This is a genomic window from Labrenzia sp. PO1 (assembly GCF_012273635.1).
Classification (GTDB): Bacteria; Pseudomonadota; Alphaproteobacteria; order Rhizobiales; family Stappiaceae; genus Roseibium; species Roseibium algicola.
In genome coordinates, this window is the sequence record NZ_JAAXCR010000006.1 from 221,256 (window position 1) to 236,362 (window position 15,107).

The following is a 15,107-nucleotide window of genomic DNA, read 5'->3' on the forward strand; positions in this document are numbered from 1 at the left end:
TCAATCACTACAAAATAGGATTTGACGATGACATTGATTGGAAAAACCGCCTTCGTGACAGGGGGAAGCCGGGGCATCGGTGCAGCAATCGCCCGCAAGCTCGCCGAAGATGGAGCTGATGTAGCGATCAGTTTTGCGTCAAACGAGGACGCGGCCGCAGGGACGGTTGCGGCGATCGAAAAGACGGGCCGCAAGGCACTGGCCATTCGCGCCGACAACAGCAAGGCCAATGAGTTGCAGGACGCGATCAACAAGGCTGCATCCACCTTCGGAAAGATCGATATTCTGGTGAACAACGCCGGCGTCTTTCTCGTCGGCCCGGTCGACCAACTGTCCCTGGAGGACTTCGACACATCCCTGGCGGTCAATCTTCGTGCAGTGTTCGTTGCATCAAAAGCCGCGGTCACGCACATGCCGGACGGAGGCAGGATCATCTCGATCGGCAGTAATCTTGCAGCTCAGGCGCCCATGGCCGGACTGGTGGCCTATAGCGCAACCAAGGCAGGCGTCACCGGATTGACCCATGCGCTTGCGCGTGATCTCGGCTCCCGGCGGATAACGGTAAATGCCGTGCATCCGGGCTCCACAGATACGGACATGAACCCTGCCGACGGTCCGTTTGCCGACGGGCAACGGGCCCTCATGGCACGGCAAGCCTATGCACAGCCTGAAGAAATTGCCAATGTTGTCGCTTTTCTCGCCTCGGACGCTGCACAGTCTGTTACAGGAGCGGACTGGTTGATCGACAATGGTGCCAACGCTTGATGACAAGAGGTTCTTCCAAAGCCACAGCCCTGACAATCGGGCTGTCGGCACTGGTGCTGGTGGCGACGGAGTTCGTCGTCATCGGCCTTGCACCTGCAATGTCGGCGCAGCTGGACATGACACCCTCGCAATCCGGCTGGCTGGTGACGTGGTTTGCCATTGGCTCCGCCCTCGCCGCACCGTTCCTTTCCGCGTATCTGTCTGATACATCTCCGGCGAAGGTGCTCGGCTGGATGATGCTGCCCAACTCCACCAACCTGATATTGATCGTATTGCCGAATTTCGAGCTTGCCGCCGCTCTCCGGGTCGCTCAGGGAGCGGCATTGCCGGTCTACATCAGTTTCGCAAGCTCTCATCTCTCCCAGGTGTATGGCGCCGGCAAAGGCGTCGCGAAAGTTTATATCGGCGTTACGCTCGGTGTCGTCCTGGCGCCGTCTTGCGGAACATTCTTTGCAGAACGGTTTGGCTGGCAAACCCCTGTCGCAGGCCTTGGTTTGTTGTCAGTAGTCCTGCTGTTCGCCAATCTGAGGCTTCATTTGCCACCTTTCCAGGCAAAGACAGCCAGCGCACTTTCCCTGCTTCGCCGTCCATCGTTTCTCTGTCAGCTTTTTCTGTCTGTCTGCGTTTTCTCGGCAATGTTCGCTGGCTATTCGTATCTCACCAGTCTGTTGGCCAACGCCGGACTTGAAGGAGATCAGATGTCCATCGCGCTGCTGGTTTTCGGTGCAGCCGGCCTCGCCGGGAACTGGGTCGGAGGAAGGACAGCGGATCATGCGTTGGCCGGAGCCATTGTCGTTCCATTGCTTGTTTCAGGCGGAGCCATGGCCTTCGGCCTTCTGGCGACTGCTCCCGCCCTGCTTTTGACAGTCGTACTGATTGCCTGGGGCATGGCCCACGCTGCCGGCTTCGTGCTGTCGCAGGTGCGCGTGATGACGGCAGGGCCTGATCACAAGAGTTTCGCGGCATCCATGAACATTGCAGCCGCCAATGTCGGCATTGCACTTGGTACCTTCGTGGGCGGATGGATGCTTGAAACGGGTGGCGTAGCCTCAATGAGCGCAACCGCAGCACTGTTTGCAATACCGTGTGTCGCAACGGTGATGTTGCTCGCAGCACTGCCCAAGCGGTTTCGCTCACCTGCCCCGGAGGCCGCAGACCGGATCTGAACCAAGCAACCAACAGAACGTCACCGAAAACCTGTTGTCTGCTGAACAGTTATGTCCACTGAGCTTCAGTGGACATTGGCCTGAAAGTTTGAAGCAGGCAGCCGGCAGCGAAGTCTTTCCGCTCAAGGCCGGAATGTAGCCAGTTTGTAAGCTGCGAAGGAGAAGAAGACGCCCAGCGTTGCGCTTATCCAGCGCTGACTGCGCCGATAGAAGCGGATGACGGGTGCGGTTGAAAACGTCACTGCATAGGCGACGTGCCCGATGATGGAAATTGCCGTACTCAGGCCAATCAGCAGCAGACCGACCCATAGCGGCGTATCAGCACCCAGGCCTATCCCGACGATCGCGATCCAATGCAGTGCCGCCTTCGGGTTGGTCATCTGAATAGCGAGCCCCTGCAGGAACAGATTGCGTCCCCTTGCACCGGTTACATGCATTGCGTTGGCGGGCCTTGAAGCCGCACGGAATGCCTTGAATGCCAGCCACAACAGGTAGGCCGCCCCGAAAATCTTCAGAACGGTAACGGCCTGGGCATAAGCGGCAATCAGGGCAGTCAGTCCGGCAACCGTGAAGGTTGCCCATAGACCGGAGCCTGCGCCTACACCCAACGCGAGCTGGGTGCCGGACTTGCGACCGCGTTCCATCGACGTCCCGATGATGGCGAGGATGTTTGGTCCAATGCTGACGAAACCAAGAGAGAAGATGCCGAGAGCCAGAAAAAGGCTCGCAAGATGCTCGTTCATTGCCCCTCCCAGGTGTGGATGGCATTACGTACGCAACAGCGCTTCGGCCCGATCAGAGCACGCAACGTGCCTTCAGTCCAGAAAGGTCCAGGTATCCGCGCCATCGAAGTGACGCAGCCCGATGGCTTCGATGGTTCCAGGAGGTGCAAGCCGGAGGTTGACTGCCAACCGACCGGGAAACTCAGCCGACAGACTTTGCCAGTGGGTGGTGCAGCCGCAAGTGTTGCAGCTGTGGAAAGCCAGTCCCTTGTCGCCCCAGACGTAGCTGAGCGTTGCTCCGGGAGCAGCCTTGATCTCGATATCGCCAGCTTCGCCATGCCCCCAGATGGTGCCCAGTCGGCGGCAGATGGAGCAGTTGCATTCAACGGCGTGTCGAGGCGGTGTCTTCATTTCGTAAGACACCGCCCCGCAATGGCAGGAACCGGTGATGGGCAGCTCGACTTTCGGCGCTGTCCCCTCACCGGTCATGGTCTTACTCCAGACCGATCTTCTGCTTCAGCATGTCGCTGACGGCCTGCGGGTTGGCCTTGCCCTGGGACTGTTTCATCACCTGGCCGACGAACCAGCCGAGAAGACCCGGCTTGGCGATTGCCTGCTGAACCTTGTCCGGGTTTGCGGCAATGATTTCGTCGACGATGGCTTCAATCGCACCAAGGTCGGTCACCTGCTTCATGCCACGTTCTTCGACGATCTTCGCCGGGTCGCCACCTTCGGTCCATACGATCTCGAACAGGTCCTTGGCGATCTTGCCGGAGATGACACCGTCCTTAATCAGATCGACGATACCGCCGAGCTGCGCCGCGGAAACCGGGCTGGTCGAAAGGTCCTTGCCTTCCTTGTTCAGGCGGCCAAAGAGCTCGTTGATCACCCAGTTGGCAGCCAGTTTGGCGTCGCGGCCCTTGGCGACTTCCTCGAAGAAATCGGCAGAAGCTTTTTCGGCAATCAGGATCTCGGCGTCATAGGCGGTGAGGCCATAGTCGCCTATGAAGCGGTTCTTCTTGTCGTCCGGCAGTTCCGGCAGGTGCTGTGCCAGTTCGTCGACGAACGCCTGCGTGAACTCCAACGGCAGCAGGTCGGGATCCGGGAAATAGCGGTAGTCATGCGCTTCTTCCTTGGACCGCATGGACCGTGTTTCGCCCTTCACGGCGTCGAACAGGCGGGTTTCCTGATCGACCGAGCCGCCGTCTTCCAGAAGTGCGACCTGGCGACGTGCTTCATATTCAATGGCCTGGCCGACAAAGCGGATCGAGTTGACGTTCTTGATCTCGCAGCGCGTGCCGAATTCGCCGCCCGGACGGCGGACGGAAACGTTGACATCGGCGCGCATGGACCCCTGGTCCATGTTGCCGTCGCAGGTACCGAGATAGCGCAGGATGGTGCGCAGCTTGGTCAGATAGGCTTTTGCCTCGTCGGAAGACCGCAGGTCCGGCTTGGAGACGATTTCCATCAGCGCCACGCCGGAACGGTTCAAGTCGACGAATGACATGGTCGGATGCTGGTCGTGCAGAGACTTGCCGGCGTCCTGCTCGAGGTGCAGGCGCTCCACACCGATCTCGACCTGTTCGTCCGGCATGTCGAGAAGGATCTTGCCCTCACCGACAATCGGCTGCTTGAACTGGGAGATCTGGTAGCCTTGCGGCAGATCCGGATAGAAGTAGTTCTTGCGGTCGAACACGGACTTCAGATTGATCTCGGCCTTGAGCCCGAGGCCGGTGCGGATCGCCTGACGCACGCATTCCTCGTTGATCACCGGCAGCATGCCCGGCATGGCCGCGTCCACGAGACTGACGTTATCGTTGGGGTCCTTGCCGAATTCCGTTGAGGCGCCGGAAAAGAGCTTGGCTTCGGACGTGACCTGGGCATGGACTTCCATACCGATCACGATTTCCCAATCGCCCGTCGCGCCCTTGATGAATTTCTTCGGATCGGGTGTGCGTACGTCGACAATCGTCATAGTCGTCAAAAATCCTGTTCGTTTTGATTTCGCGTCTGGTCAACCAGCTGGAAAGACATGCTGCGGCGCGAATTTGTAGCCGTTTGATGACCTAGTCGGGAATTGTCCTGGCTGCAAGGTTTTCCTTGCCTGAAGCGTCAGCTTTCGCACAGCAGGACGCGCCTTTCCTGTCTGCCTGCCTGGCAATCGCGCATTGCGAAGCGTTGCAACAAGCATCCGTGCCGTCACGCACGAGTGTAATGCCACCCCCGGCCTGATCATTTCCAGAGCCAGAAAGCACGACCAACACGCGTGCAACGGAAGGTCACAGTGGCAATTGCTTTGTCAGCGCGACAACACTCGGCCTTGCACCATCATTCCTGCGGCGGGTGCTTGGCCTGGCCAGTCCGCATGATGAAGCCGATCAGCACGGCGACCGCCTGATAAAGCTCGATCGGAATTTCCTGGTCGACCTCAATCTGCGACAGGGCCTCCGCCATCATCGGGTTCTGTTCAATCGGCACGCCTGCCTCCCGCGCAAGACGTTCGATCTGTTCAGCCATGGAGCCCGCGCCTTTGGCGGTGACAACGGGAGCGCCCTCGTTCTCATATTGCAGTGCGACCGCAAGCTTCTTCCCGGATTTGTCCTTTTCACTCATTGCCGGTTCCGTCTCACGATTGCCTGTCGATCAGTGCGCCGTATTTGGCCGCTGTTCTGGGTGGGAGCCCCCGGATCAGCCGCAGCTCCTGAAGATCCAGCCCCGCATCGGCAAAAGCGGCTTCCATGGTTTCGCGAACGGCGTTCAGGCTGTCGAAGGTTTCCTTGCGATCCACCCACAAGCTGGCATAGGTACCGCCGCCGCGCAGACTAATGGCAGCTTCCAGCGGTCCTGTCGCGGTCAGATCGAGTGCAAACCGCAGCCGCCAGGCGGGTTCCCCCTCATCCTCGTCCTGGTTTCCGGCCCCGTCGCGGCCGACCTGCATTTGCATCACGGCCGTTTCATTGCCAAACGCGAGCGGCAGTTCAACCACAAGATCCATCGGACGGGACGCTGCGCGCGGTCCATCGTCTCTGGACAGTTTTGTATTGCTGAGCTGCGTCAGCCGTAGGCGCGCCAGGGCCGAATCCGTTTCCTTCAGAAGTGCCTGCAGATTTTGCGAAGCAGCTCCTGCCCAGAACCCGCTGCTGGTCTGTTGCGCCTGGCCTTGTGGTGCACCATGCCGGGATGGCGCCGGCGGCTGTCCTGCGGGGTGGGTGATTTCAGAGCGGGCACCCAACTGCTGAAGCAGTGCCTTGAACGACAAAAGGGCGGATTTCAAATCCGGCAGCGCGACTTGGCCCTGCGGCTGCGCTCCGGAAGGCAAGGACAATTGTGCTTCGCGAAACTGTCCGGACAATCTTACGGCCTGTTGCAGATCCTGCGCGCTCGGTGCCTGGGCAGACGACAAGCGTAGACCAAGGATCTGCTGCATTGCCTTGACCACGGGATCCGGCAAAGAAACGTTCCCGCTGTTCTGCGCGGACATCAGGCTTCCGATCTGGGCGAAAAGGCTCCCAAGGCCGGCCTGCTGCTCACTGAGCGGTTGCTTCAGCAATTCGGCAATCTTATTGGCAGGCTGCTGCCCCACCCCTGAAGCCTGCGCGGTTGGGTTCGGGGCTCCCGCAGTCGGCACGGATGCACCAACGGATGCGGGATAAGTCTGAGGGATCGCCGTTCGCGTCAGGACTACGGGCTGTCCTCCAACTGTCTGAAATGCGCCGTTTGACTGCCCTGTGGCTTGATTGGGCACGCCTGTGCCAGGCAGGCTTGCAGCTGGAGGAGAAGCGGAGTTGGCACCAGCCCCCGCGGCGGTTGATGCCAATTGCGAGCCCTGGACAGGCGCTGGTCCTGATGGTCCTCCCGACTGGGGATTTGCCTGCACCGTGCTTGATACGGGCGCTCCGGCCCCTGCACCTGCCGGAACCTGACCGGGCGACGTTCCGGGGACTGCACTTTGCACACCAGGGACGCTTGTGGCAGGCGCAGGCGCGTTTCCTGAAGCAGCCCCCACTGGAGCTGCCGGGTTACCTTGTAAAGGCGGCGGTGCTGGCGTAGCCAGCGTGCCTGCTGAAAGCGTGGATGGTGGTGCCTGAACAGAACCAGCGGCAGGTGAAACTGCGGCAGCGTTCGCTACGGGCTGGTTCACCGATGTTCCGGGTTGCGTGGGCATGCCTGTAACCGCTGAGGCAACTGCTGCCGGCTGCGAAACCGGTTGTCCACCGGTTAGGTTCGACAGGCTCGCCGCACCTTGTCCGGTAGCAGCCGTAACAGGTACGCCTCCCCCCGACGGCACTTGTCCGGCCGCAGTCCCTGCCGGAGGTGCAGGCTGTCCCGGTTGAGAGATCCCGGAAGATGGCGTGCCCGCCGGTGGTGCGGTAGCGACTTGCGGCTGCGCGGCCCCACCCGAAAGGCCATTTGGCGCAGGTGCGGCCCCCTGGGACGGGGCAGCAGCAGGCTGCGTCGGCGCCGAGTTCTGCGGAGAAACCGCTGCCGGAGGTGTCGCTCCAGCGATTGTTTGTCCAGATGCTCCTGTCGGCGGAAGAGGCTGAACGGTTGCGACGTTTCCTGAAGCCGGAGGCTGCACGCCGCCGGCCGCCGGCGGAGCGCTGGTTGGCGAAGACGCCCCCGGCAGAGGTGTTTGCGGCAAGGTCTGGGGATTGCCGGCAGTCTGGCCCGGAGCCGTGTTGACCGAAAGGACCTGAACCAGATGCGCCAGAACCGGCGACGGCCGCGGATAGGCGGTCGCCGTTGAAGGTTGCGGTTGCAGGGGCGCTCCGGATTCGGATTGCGCAGGAGCCTGGCCGGTCTGGCCTTTTGACGCCTGTACTTGGGGTGCTTGAGCTTGGGATGCTTGGGCTTGCGACGCCTGACCTTGAGAAGCTGTCGCCGGCGCGGAAGGTTGCTGCTGCGGCTGCTCCTTGCCCACGGTGATCAGGATCGCAGGCTGCTGTTTGGAGCCGCTGACGGTAACCGTAACCTCGCCGCCTTCAGGAAGTGGTGCGGGAACGCGCAGCTCCAGCTTTGCGTCGGGTGTCGCAAGGCGCACCACACCACCCGGCAGGTTCGCCTCAACCTTGGCCTTGAGTTCCGTTCCCGGCACAAGTCCCTGAGCTACTGTGCCATTGCCGGTTGCCTGGGGCAGCGGCGAGGCGCCTACCGTTTCAACCATCCCACCGTCTCCAGGTGTTGCGGCGCTCCGAATTGCAGGAGGCGGCCTGGCAGGGGTTCAGAATCATGAACCTGCAGTATGGCTGGTTTCGCAATGCTTGCCCAGAGTTGACCCTGATCAAGGTAACGCAGGTGTTTCTGCTGCATTGTGTCCTTCATAACCGGTGCCGGAAACCAGAGCGGCATCAAGAGACAGAAGGCCTTGGCAGACAATGTCTGCACATGTCCCGTCGGAAGGAGAAACGGCTTGAACTGGATGGATCGCCTCAACGAGCGCGCGGAACTGATGGGCAGGATGCTGGACACAATCGGCGCGATGAACCACGTCCCGACCGGTGTGCACACGGGTGCGGCGCTAAGGTCTGCCGCCTATCGATGCATCAACTGCAGCGAAACCGAAGCCTGTCGTGCCTGGCTTGAAAGCCATCCCGATGGCGCGGATGAAGCCCTGCCGAACTGCCCCAACGCTCCCCTGTTCAACAGCTGGATCGACAGCTGAAAACGCGGCAGCACCGGCCTCAGGCGCGCTTCACGCGGCGGCTGAGCCAATAGGTCACGGCAGACGCAATCAAACCGCCGACAAAGCGGAACGGAAAGACAGCCAGCGCACCGGCATCATGCGCAAAAGGCTGCGGCACGGGCAGCGCGCCAATCGCCACATCCAGAATGAGCGTCAGCGCTGCCGCCGCGAATCCCGCGATCCAGAGCTTTTGCAGCCGGTCGGCCTTCCACCCCAGATACCCGCCGATCAGCAGCGCAAACGGGTTGAACAGGCCAGCAAGGCCGAAGAGGTCGTACCAGGTTTCTGAAAGCGTCATCATGGCTTCCTCATAGCCTTGTGCGGGACAAAATGCGAGCCGGTTTCCAAGTTTAAGGACATAAGTCCGGCGGCAAATTGCTGCAGTCTCGTCTCAGCAGTTGGCCGTAAAGCCATGTAATTGAATGAAACAGTCCCATTTCCCTGGCAAGAAGCCGGGACATGACCCTCAGCTCACCTAAATTTAAACGGTTTTGTACAGCAAAACTCTGTGCTACTTTTGTGAATACAAGTATTTGACATGCATTGCCTCTGGCAGCTTCCATTCCTTAAAATAAGTTTTAAAGGCCATGACTTTACTCTCATCTATTGAAACAGACGACCCAACAGTCGACACCCTCTTCAAGACCGATCGACGCCTTGCCATATTGTGCAATCACTGTGGCCGGTTCCGTTACATGAACTTTTCACGGTTCACCGGAGACCAGAAAGTCTCGTCCTTGAGCGAAACACTTACTTGCGCTTCCTGCGGCTCGCGGGATGTCGAGGCCATCGCGGTTTCCCGCAACCCCGACAACGGCTACTGGCCGGCTGAACACAGCTGAAGCTATTTCTCCCGACCGAACCAGGAAATCGAAATCCTGCGTTTTCAGATCGCAGCAGATTTGCAACAGCCTCTGCAAATCACCCAGCCTCACCGCTGCATTGAGCCTCGGCGCGTTGTCGCGTTTGGCAGCGTGTGCTAAGGGCCTTCCCACCAACTGAGAGGTTTTATGCGCGGATTGCAACAGTCCCGGTAGACCCCGGCTGACATCAGTCGGGGCCAGTCACATCAGCACTGCAGGCGATTAGCTGCGGTGACTGAAGATCTGTGCATACTTTCAGGCAAATTCAAATCAATGGACATTTCCAAAGCCGAGCAGCGGGTCCTGCACCTGCTGGCTCAAGGCGGCTATATCCTTCTGGAAAAGGATGAGGATGGCCGTGTCATCAAACATGAAACCGTCACCCGTGAAGGCTGGTTCTGGGGCGGCTGCTCACCACAGCTTTTCCATAAGCTGAAATACAAACGGCTGATCGCCTCCAGGAACAGCGGCCCTTATCGGATCACGCCGCTGGGTCTGAAACGTGTGAGGGCTCAACTGGACAACAGGTGAAGTCAGGAGCCGGGACAGCCTGTTGGCGTCCCGGCAACTTTCCCAAAGCCGCTCGGGGGTCAGTCCCTGGCGAAATCCGGACGATCGCCAAGAAGATAGCGGGGCCCACGTCCCTTGCTGGCCGCTGCGTCTCCTGCGTTGTAGAGCTGGCAAGTCTTCATAGACAGGCATCCGCAGCCGATGCAGCCATCGAGTTTGTTGCGCAAGGCGGTCATCCGTTCGATTTTCCGATCAAGGTGAGATCGAAAATCTCTGCTGATCCTTGTCCAGTCCGCCTTGGTCGGTGCCCGCCCCTCCGGCAACCTTTGGAGCTGCGCCGCGATCTCCGCAATCGAGAACCCGAATTCCTGCGCGACCAGTACAAAGGACAGGCGCCTGATGTCGGCCCTTAAAAATCGCCGCTGGCCGCCAGCGTTCCGGCTTGGGTGCACCAGCCCCTTTTCTTCGTAAAACCGGATCGCCGAAACGGACAGTCCTGTCCGCTCTGACAGATCCCCGATGGTTAGAAGATCGGTGCCTTTCATAACCTTCGTCAAAATATCGCCTCGTCTCTCTTGACCTCAACTAAGGTTGAGGAATTATGTCTGGTGTCCACAAAAGGTCAAACCCTGAAAGGACACCGAGATGAGCAGTGCATTCCTGGAACATGTGAACGTCACGGTCAGTGACCCGGAAGCGACGGCCAAACGTCTGGAAAGCTGGTTCGGCTGGAAGGTTCGCTGGAAAGGTGCAAGCCTTGGCGGCGGCACGACGTATCACATCGGCAACGAAACCAGCTACGTAGCAGCCTATTCACCGCCAGGTACAACCAGCAAGGTTGCTGGAGACAGCTACAGCCACCACGGAGGCCTCAACCACATCGCAGTCGTCGTCGACGACATCGACGCAACCGAAGCAGTGATCAAGGCCGATGGCTATCACACGCACAATCACGGCGACTACGAGCCGGGCCGCAGATTCTATTTCGACGATGACGATGGCATCGAGTTTGAAGTGGTCAGCTACACGAAGTGAATGATACGCACCCCGTCAGGACGGTTTCCCACCGTCCCGCCGGGATGTTTTTGTTCTAGTGGCCCGTCAGCACCAGCGTCTGGATCGGGAACAGCAGCGCCTGAAGCCGAATGATCATCGCATGGACGAGACCGACCGTGTCGACCACGTGCAGGAAGATGAACTCACCGGTTCCAATCGGTTCGCCCGACGACAGACGGTCATGATTGCTGGTGTAGGCGTTGACCGTGCAAATTGCCCCCGGTGGCAAGTCAGCCAGGCCGTCTTCGTAAAGCGGTTCCAGCATGGTGGTAATCGTTGCCGGTTTCACACTTTGAGCGGCATCAAAAAGCTGGCCCGAGGTTGTTATCTGCCCGGAAGCGATCTGCGACTGCACTTCTGTCACGACCAGCGGAATAATGGTGAAAGGTACGGCTCCGCAGAACGCTTCCGCCACCATTCCTTCCTTGAGGACCTGGGCCTCGATCTGGCCGAAACCCGCAACGATTCGCTCTCGCTGTGCATCCGTGGGAATTAGCACGCCTGCAGGCCTCATCATCGGGTTGACGATGTCACCTGGACGCAGAATGAACTGGCTCATGGTGCCGTCCACACCGGCGTAGACAGTCATCTTCTCCAGCTCCACTTGCGCCTCGTGCAATCTGGCCTCCGCGCTTTTCAGGCGCGCGGGCAGATATACCGTGATCTTGGTCTGGATGAGTTCCTGGTTGGACTGCGCCGCGCGCAGTGCGCCGGTTCGCGCATCCACTGCGTTCTGCAGCTTTTCGATGTCCCGTTCACTCACGACATTGGCATTGCGGGTGAAAAGCTCCTGCCTCGTGTCCAGCTCGTCCTGCGCCTGCTTCAGTGCTGCCTGCGCCTGCTCGGTCTGGGCATTGGCAACAGCCAGTTCGCTCTGGGCCAGTGCAAGCTCTCCCTGGATTTCGACCAATTGCTGCTGCGCAGTCACGACATCCGCTTCCTGGCGCGTGCTGTCGAGCTTGAAAATCGGGTCACCTGCCTTGATGTCCACCTCAAGCTCACGCGGCACGAAGGTTTCGACGACCCTGCCGGAACTTTCCGGCAGTATCGGAATTGTCCGGAATGTCGAGACCGCCGTGGTTGCCGTTGGATGATAATAGAAAATCAGCGTGATCAGGGACACGGTCAGCATCAGGCACAGCACAATGCCGTAGCGCAGCTCGAACCAGACCGAATAGAGCGTTATTTCCCGGCCGATGCGCTTGCCCTGCACATATCTGCGGATCAGATAGTCGGGCAATATGGTGAGAAGGGAACAGAACAGAAGCTCAAACATGTTTGTTCTCCTGTTCTTTGGCAGATGCGGTGGAATGACCGGTTGGCGTTGGCGGTGGTTCGTGAGGCGCTCCCTCCGACGCACTCGTGCCGGCCTCCAGCTCCTGCTCTTCCTGCTCAAGATCATGCTCGACCAAGGTTTCGGACGAAACACCGCCCGTTCCCGCCAGACGGCTCAGGGAATGAGCCATCGATTCCAGCGGTGTCCAGAAATCGGGAAGCTGAATGAAGGCAAGCAGAAGCGCTGCGACCCAGAAGATGTTGTTGTGTGTGAAAAGAGCCAAAAGGCCGAGGACTGCAACAAGCTCGAACTGCATGCGTCCATGCTTGTGGGCAAGCCGTTCGGGGATCGAATGCAGATGCAGATAGAACACCCCGACAAGGATCCCGCCGAAAATCAGCACGACCAGCATCACGGTAAAAAGCCAATCACCACCGTCCGCAGCCGGTATGAAAGGCGGCAGATGATGCGGAGCAAGCTCGTGCATATTTTCCGCCATCGCAATTCCCCCTTAAGCCCTTGTTCCGCCTGATGTGGCAGAAACAGTCGCGTAACCTTAAAAGGGATTTCCGATCATGCGTATGAAAAAGTATGACTTTGGAGGACTTTGACACAACCTATCCGGCCACAGCCTTTCGGCCACCAACCGGATAGATCTGTTCTTCTTGCCGCTCCGGCAGCCCCCGCCAACAGCGGTTTTAGCGGGGGGCCATGCGGATTGCGCCGTCAAGACGAATGGTTTCGCCGTTCAGCATGTCGTTTTCGCAGATGGATTTGACCAGCTTCGCATATTCGGTCGCCTTGCCGAGGCGCGAGGGGAACGGAACCTGCTGGCCAAGCGAATCCTGGACCTCCTGTGACAGACCCAACAGCATGGGCGTCTCGAAGATGCCCGGTGCGATCGTCATGACACGAATGCCGGATTTGGAAAGGTCACGGGCGACTGGCAACGTCATTCCTGCGACCCCTGCCTTGGAGGCTGCATAGGCCACCTGACCGATCTGGCCATCGAAAGCAGCAACCGAAGCGGTGGAAACGATCACACCACGTCCACCGTCCGCCGTGACGGGCTCCAGCGCGGCCATGCCCGTTGCTGCAATCGACAGACACCGGAAGGACCCGATCAGGTTGACGGAAATCACCTTCTCGAACATGTCCATCGGGTGAGGTTCGCCGCGAGACGTCGTCTTCGCCACAGGTGCAATACCGGCGCAATTGACCAGGATCCGCTCCTGACCGTGGGCTGCGCGCGCCTTTTCGAAACCGGCTTCGACGCTCGCCTGGTCAGTCACATCGACATCGGCAAAGACGCCGCCAATTTCTGCAGCGACCTGTTCCCCCTGACCGGCATTGCGATCGAACAGCGTTACCTTGACGCCTTCGGCCGCGAGCATGCGCGCGGTGGCGGCTCCGAGCCCGGATGCACCGCCTGTCACGATGGCTGAAAGTGTTGAGTCCAGTTTCACAGAAACCTCCAAACGGATGCAATTCATTGAAATCAATGAATTTAATCTACTCAATTGACGATTAGGTCAATTTTGAAGGCAAATTGGCCCAGATTGACGGTTCGGTCAAGTGTTTCGGTATTGACCAAAAAGGCAGTTCGGCGGGCCTCCAACGGCCTATCTGGCCAGAACCACCAGGTCGACAGGACGCTTGATACCTTGGACTGCCGCATCCGACCTTGCTTCGATCAAGGGCAGGTCGTGCCCCTGTGCAACGGCCAGATCAAACGTCGCCTTGTCTGTCAGCGCCTTGGTTCCCTGGCTCTTGTTGGCGTCTTCCAGCTTGGCAGCGCAGTTGACGGCATCACCAATCACGGTGAATTCCAGGCGCTCCCTGGAGCCGATCACACCGACCGTGACCGGCCCGGCGGCAGCCGCTGTTCCAATGCGCAATTGTCCCGGCCAGCCGGCGTCCCGAAAACGCTGCTGTTCCCGCTCCACAGTTTCCACCAGACGTTTGGCCGCTCGTAGCGCATCGGCGGCGTAGGTCGTTGAGGGATAGACAGCGCCGAAGGTTGCCAGGATGCCGTCACCTAGAAACTTGTCTACCCGTCCTCCTTCCTCAACGATCACATCAACCGCCAGGTTCTGGTACTCGGCCAGGACCGCCAGCACAGTTTCCGGAGGCAGAGTGGCGGAGGTGGAAGTAAAGGAACGGATGTCGGCATAAAGAATGGCGGCATCGCGCAAGCTTCCTTCGCCGGCCTGCAACTCCGTGTCTGCTCCGGTGATAGAGGCCGCAACTTCCGGCGAGAAGAAACGGCTCAGATCCATTGCAGCCGCGTGATCTTTCGAAGCCTCGAACAGCATCGACCGTCCCCTGTAGAGGGCAACGGACAGAATGACCGTCACGGCCAGGATGACCATGGTCTTGTCCAGTTCGGCACCAATCAGGATGGTGTTGCCTGTCAGGTAGTCGACATAATTGCGGGTCACGCGCATGTGGTCCATGTCTGCGAACACCGCATAAAACACCAGTCCGAGCCAGCCAGTGACCGCCACAAGGCCTGTGGTCAATACGAAACGCGGATCGAACCGCAAAGCCCTTAGCCCGATGAAGAGGAAGACATACATCAAGGTTGGGGTTTTCAGATAGAACGTCGGATGCTGGCCGTATTGAATGTGAAACGAAAAGATCAGCCCGACGAGGAGCGCCATGTCGACACCGATCGACACAAATAGATACCAGCGCGGCAACTCAAACCTGTACGACAGCACAAGCCGAAGGACGGTGAACAGAAAGTAGGCAGCAAGGGCAATCGGCACGAAGTTGAAACCGGCCGATCCCTCAGCCCTTGGTGCAATGGCGTAAAGCAGAGAGAAAAACAGAACGAGCCCAAGCTGGACCCAGCCTATCAGGCGCTCGGAGGACGCTTCTCGGGCACGGATTTCGGCCCTGACCCGTTCCGGAATGCCGGTATCCGGAGGTCCGCCTTGCAGGATGTAACGCAGTGTCTGGGATATGGTGGTCATCTCGCCGCCGATAAGACGTTGCTCGTGCGCGGATTTTCCACCGGCACTGCGGATTGCGCAAGCGACCCCGCGGTAAAGTGAGTGGACG

At 59.2% G+C, this 15,107-nt stretch carries 16 protein-coding genes; 5 read left to right on the forward strand and 11 right to left on the reverse strand.

The genetic code is table 11. From position 1 onward, the window contains the following. Window positions 1-27: 27 nt before the first annotated feature. Both HCG46_RS26330 and HCG46_RS26335 read left to right on the forward strand, forming a co-directional pair. Window positions 28-765, forward strand: coding sequence for an SDR family NAD(P)-dependent oxidoreductase (locus HCG46_RS26330; RefSeq protein WP_168687945.1), 738 nt, complete (start codon window positions 28-30; stop codon window positions 763-765). Continuing rightward, window positions 765-1,931, forward strand: coding sequence for an MFS transporter (locus tag HCG46_RS26335; RefSeq protein WP_168687946.1), 1,167 nt, complete (start codon window positions 765-767; stop codon window positions 1,929-1,931). Before HCG46_RS26330 ends, HCG46_RS26335 begins: the two co-directional genes overlap by 1 nt. Window positions 1,932-2,053: 122 nt before the next feature. On the opposite strand, the gene HCG46_RS26340 is transcribed toward HCG46_RS26335, so the two are convergent. The 5 genes from HCG46_RS26340 to HCG46_RS26360 all read right to left on the reverse strand — a co-directional run bounded on the left by HCG46_RS26340 (window position 2,054) and on the right by HCG46_RS26360 (window position 7,817). Further along, on the reverse strand, window positions 2,054-2,674 hold the full coding sequence (locus tag HCG46_RS26340; protein WP_168687947.1) for a LysE family translocator: 621 nt from the start codon (window positions 2,672-2,674) through the stop codon (window positions 2,054-2,056). A gap of 72 nt (window positions 2,675-2,746) precedes the next feature. Further along, window positions 2,747-3,142: a GFA family protein gene (locus tag HCG46_RS26345; RefSeq protein ID WP_168687948.1), complete on the reverse strand. Its 396-nt coding sequence runs from the start codon at window positions 3,140-3,142 to the stop codon at window positions 2,747-2,749. Window positions 3,143-3,146: 4 nt separating this feature from the next. After that, entirely contained in the window at window positions 3,147-4,628 is a 1,482-nt protein-coding gene (gene gatB / locus HCG46_RS26350; protein ID WP_168687949.1) for an Asp-tRNA(Asn)/Glu-tRNA(Gln) amidotransferase subunit GatB, read from the reverse strand. 353 nt (window positions 4,629-4,981) lie between these two features. Beyond that, the gene (locus HCG46_RS26355; protein WP_022997768.1) at window positions 4,982-5,266 is read right to left on the reverse strand and encodes an EscU/YscU/HrcU family type III secretion system export apparatus switch protein; all 285 of its coding nucleotides are present in this window, start codon (window positions 5,264-5,266) and stop codon (window positions 4,982-4,984) included. A gap of 13 nt (window positions 5,267-5,279) precedes the next feature. Further along, window positions 5,280-7,817, reverse strand: a complete 2,538-nt coding sequence (locus tag HCG46_RS26360; RefSeq protein WP_168687950.1) for a flagellar hook-length control protein FliK — start codon at window positions 7,815-7,817, stop codon at window positions 5,280-5,282. 255 nt (window positions 7,818-8,072) lie between these two features. Between HCG46_RS26360 and HCG46_RS26365 the strand changes: the two genes are divergently transcribed. Continuing rightward, window positions 8,073-8,315, forward strand: coding sequence for a DUF6455 family protein (locus HCG46_RS26365; RefSeq protein WP_022997773.1), 243 nt, complete (start codon window positions 8,073-8,075; stop codon window positions 8,313-8,315). 19 nt (window positions 8,316-8,334) lie between these two features. Here HCG46_RS26365 and HCG46_RS26370 read toward each other — a convergent pair whose 3' ends face one another. Then, the gene (locus tag HCG46_RS26370; protein ID WP_055658779.1) at window positions 8,335-8,637 is read right to left on the reverse strand and encodes a hypothetical protein; all 303 of its coding nucleotides are present in this window, start codon (window positions 8,635-8,637) and stop codon (window positions 8,335-8,337) included. An 835-nt stretch (window positions 8,638-9,472) separates the two neighbouring features. On the opposite strand from HCG46_RS26370, the gene HCG46_RS26375 reads away from it, so the two are divergent. Then, window positions 9,473-9,730, forward strand: coding sequence for a YjhX family toxin (locus HCG46_RS26375; protein ID WP_022997776.1), 258 nt, complete (start codon window positions 9,473-9,475; stop codon window positions 9,728-9,730). Between the two features lie 59 nt (window positions 9,731-9,789). Here HCG46_RS26375 and soxR read toward each other — a convergent pair whose 3' ends face one another. Continuing rightward, entirely contained in the window at window positions 9,790-10,254 is a 465-nt protein-coding gene (soxR, locus tag HCG46_RS26380; protein ID WP_075282024.1) for a redox-sensitive transcriptional activator SoxR, read from the reverse strand. A gap of 100 nt (window positions 10,255-10,354) precedes the next feature. Here soxR and HCG46_RS26385 point away from each other — a divergent pair, with 100 nt between their 5' ends. Beyond that, the gene (locus tag HCG46_RS26385) at window positions 10,355-10,744 is read left to right on the forward strand and encodes a VOC family protein (protein ID WP_062489392.1); all 390 of its coding nucleotides are present in this window, start codon (window positions 10,355-10,357) and stop codon (window positions 10,742-10,744) included. Window positions 10,745-10,799: 55 nt separating this feature from the next. On the opposite strand, the gene HCG46_RS26390 is transcribed toward HCG46_RS26385, so the two are convergent. From HCG46_RS26390 to HCG46_RS26405, 4 genes are all read right to left on the reverse strand, one after another. Next, window positions 10,800-12,041, reverse strand: a complete 1,242-nt coding sequence (locus HCG46_RS26390) for an HlyD family secretion protein (RefSeq protein WP_168687951.1) — start codon at window positions 12,039-12,041, stop codon at window positions 10,800-10,802. Next, window positions 12,034-12,540, reverse strand: coding sequence for a hypothetical protein (locus HCG46_RS26395; protein WP_168687952.1), 507 nt, complete (start codon window positions 12,538-12,540; stop codon window positions 12,034-12,036). Before HCG46_RS26395 ends, HCG46_RS26390 begins: the two co-directional genes overlap by 8 nt. A gap of 199 nt (window positions 12,541-12,739) precedes the next feature. Further along, the gene (locus HCG46_RS26400; protein ID WP_031268094.1) at window positions 12,740-13,507 is read right to left on the reverse strand and encodes an SDR family NAD(P)-dependent oxidoreductase; all 768 of its coding nucleotides are present in this window, start codon (window positions 13,505-13,507) and stop codon (window positions 12,740-12,742) included. Between the two features lie 156 nt (window positions 13,508-13,663). Next, window positions 13,664-15,019 (reverse strand): adenylate/guanylate cyclase domain-containing protein, encoded by a 1,356-nt coding sequence (locus HCG46_RS26405; protein WP_077290366.1) that lies wholly within the window; start codon window positions 15,017-15,019, stop codon window positions 13,664-13,666. Between the last annotated feature and the right edge of the window lie 88 nt (window positions 15,020-15,107).

What these genes read in the sequence shown, in the direction of transcription:
- HCG46_RS26330 (WP_168687945.1), top strand. Translation starts at nt 28, where the DNA reads ATGACATTGATTGGAAAAACCGCCTTCGTGACAGGGGGAAGCCGGGGC.
- HCG46_RS26335 (WP_168687946.1), top strand. Translation starts at nt 765, where the DNA reads ATGACAAGAGGTTCTTCCAAAGCCACAGCCCTGACAATCGGGCTGTCG.
- HCG46_RS26340 (WP_168687947.1), bottom strand. Translation starts at nt 2,674, where the DNA reads ATGAACGAGCATCTTGCGAGCCTTTTTCTGGCTCTCGGCATCTTCTCT.
- HCG46_RS26345 (WP_168687948.1), bottom strand. Translation starts at nt 3,142, where the DNA reads ATGACCGGTGAGGGGACAGCGCCGAAAGTCGAGCTGCCCATCACCGGT.
- gatB (WP_168687949.1), bottom strand. Translation starts at nt 4,628, where the DNA reads ATGACGATTGTCGACGTACGCACACCCGATCCGAAGAAATTCATCAAG.
- HCG46_RS26355 (WP_022997768.1), bottom strand. Translation starts at nt 5,266, where the DNA reads ATGAGTGAAAAGGACAAATCCGGGAAGAAGCTTGCGGTCGCACTGCAA.
- HCG46_RS26360 (WP_168687950.1), bottom strand. Translation starts at nt 7,817, where the DNA reads ATGGTTGAAACGGTAGGCGCCTCGCCGCTGCCCCAGGCAACCGGCAAT.
- HCG46_RS26365 (WP_022997773.1), top strand. Translation starts at nt 8,073, where the DNA reads ATGGATCGCCTCAACGAGCGCGCGGAACTGATGGGCAGGATGCTGGAC.
- HCG46_RS26370 (WP_055658779.1), bottom strand. Translation starts at nt 8,637, where the DNA reads ATGATGACGCTTTCAGAAACCTGGTACGACCTCTTCGGCCTTGCTGGC.
- HCG46_RS26375 (WP_022997776.1), top strand. Translation starts at nt 9,473, where the DNA reads ATGGACATTTCCAAAGCCGAGCAGCGGGTCCTGCACCTGCTGGCTCAA.
- soxR (WP_075282024.1), bottom strand. Translation starts at nt 10,254, where the DNA reads ATGAAAGGCACCGATCTTCTAACCATCGGGGATCTGTCAGAGCGGACA.
- HCG46_RS26385 (WP_062489392.1), top strand. Translation starts at nt 10,355, where the DNA reads ATGAGCAGTGCATTCCTGGAACATGTGAACGTCACGGTCAGTGACCCG.
- HCG46_RS26390 (WP_168687951.1), bottom strand. Translation starts at nt 12,041, where the DNA reads ATGTTTGAGCTTCTGTTCTGTTCCCTTCTCACCATATTGCCCGACTAT.
- HCG46_RS26395 (WP_168687952.1), bottom strand. Translation starts at nt 12,540, where the DNA reads ATGGCGGAAAATATGCACGAGCTTGCTCCGCATCATCTGCCGCCTTTC.
- HCG46_RS26405 (WP_077290366.1), bottom strand. Translation starts at nt 15,019, where the DNA reads ATGACCACCATATCCCAGACACTGCGTTACATCCTGCAAGGCGGACCT.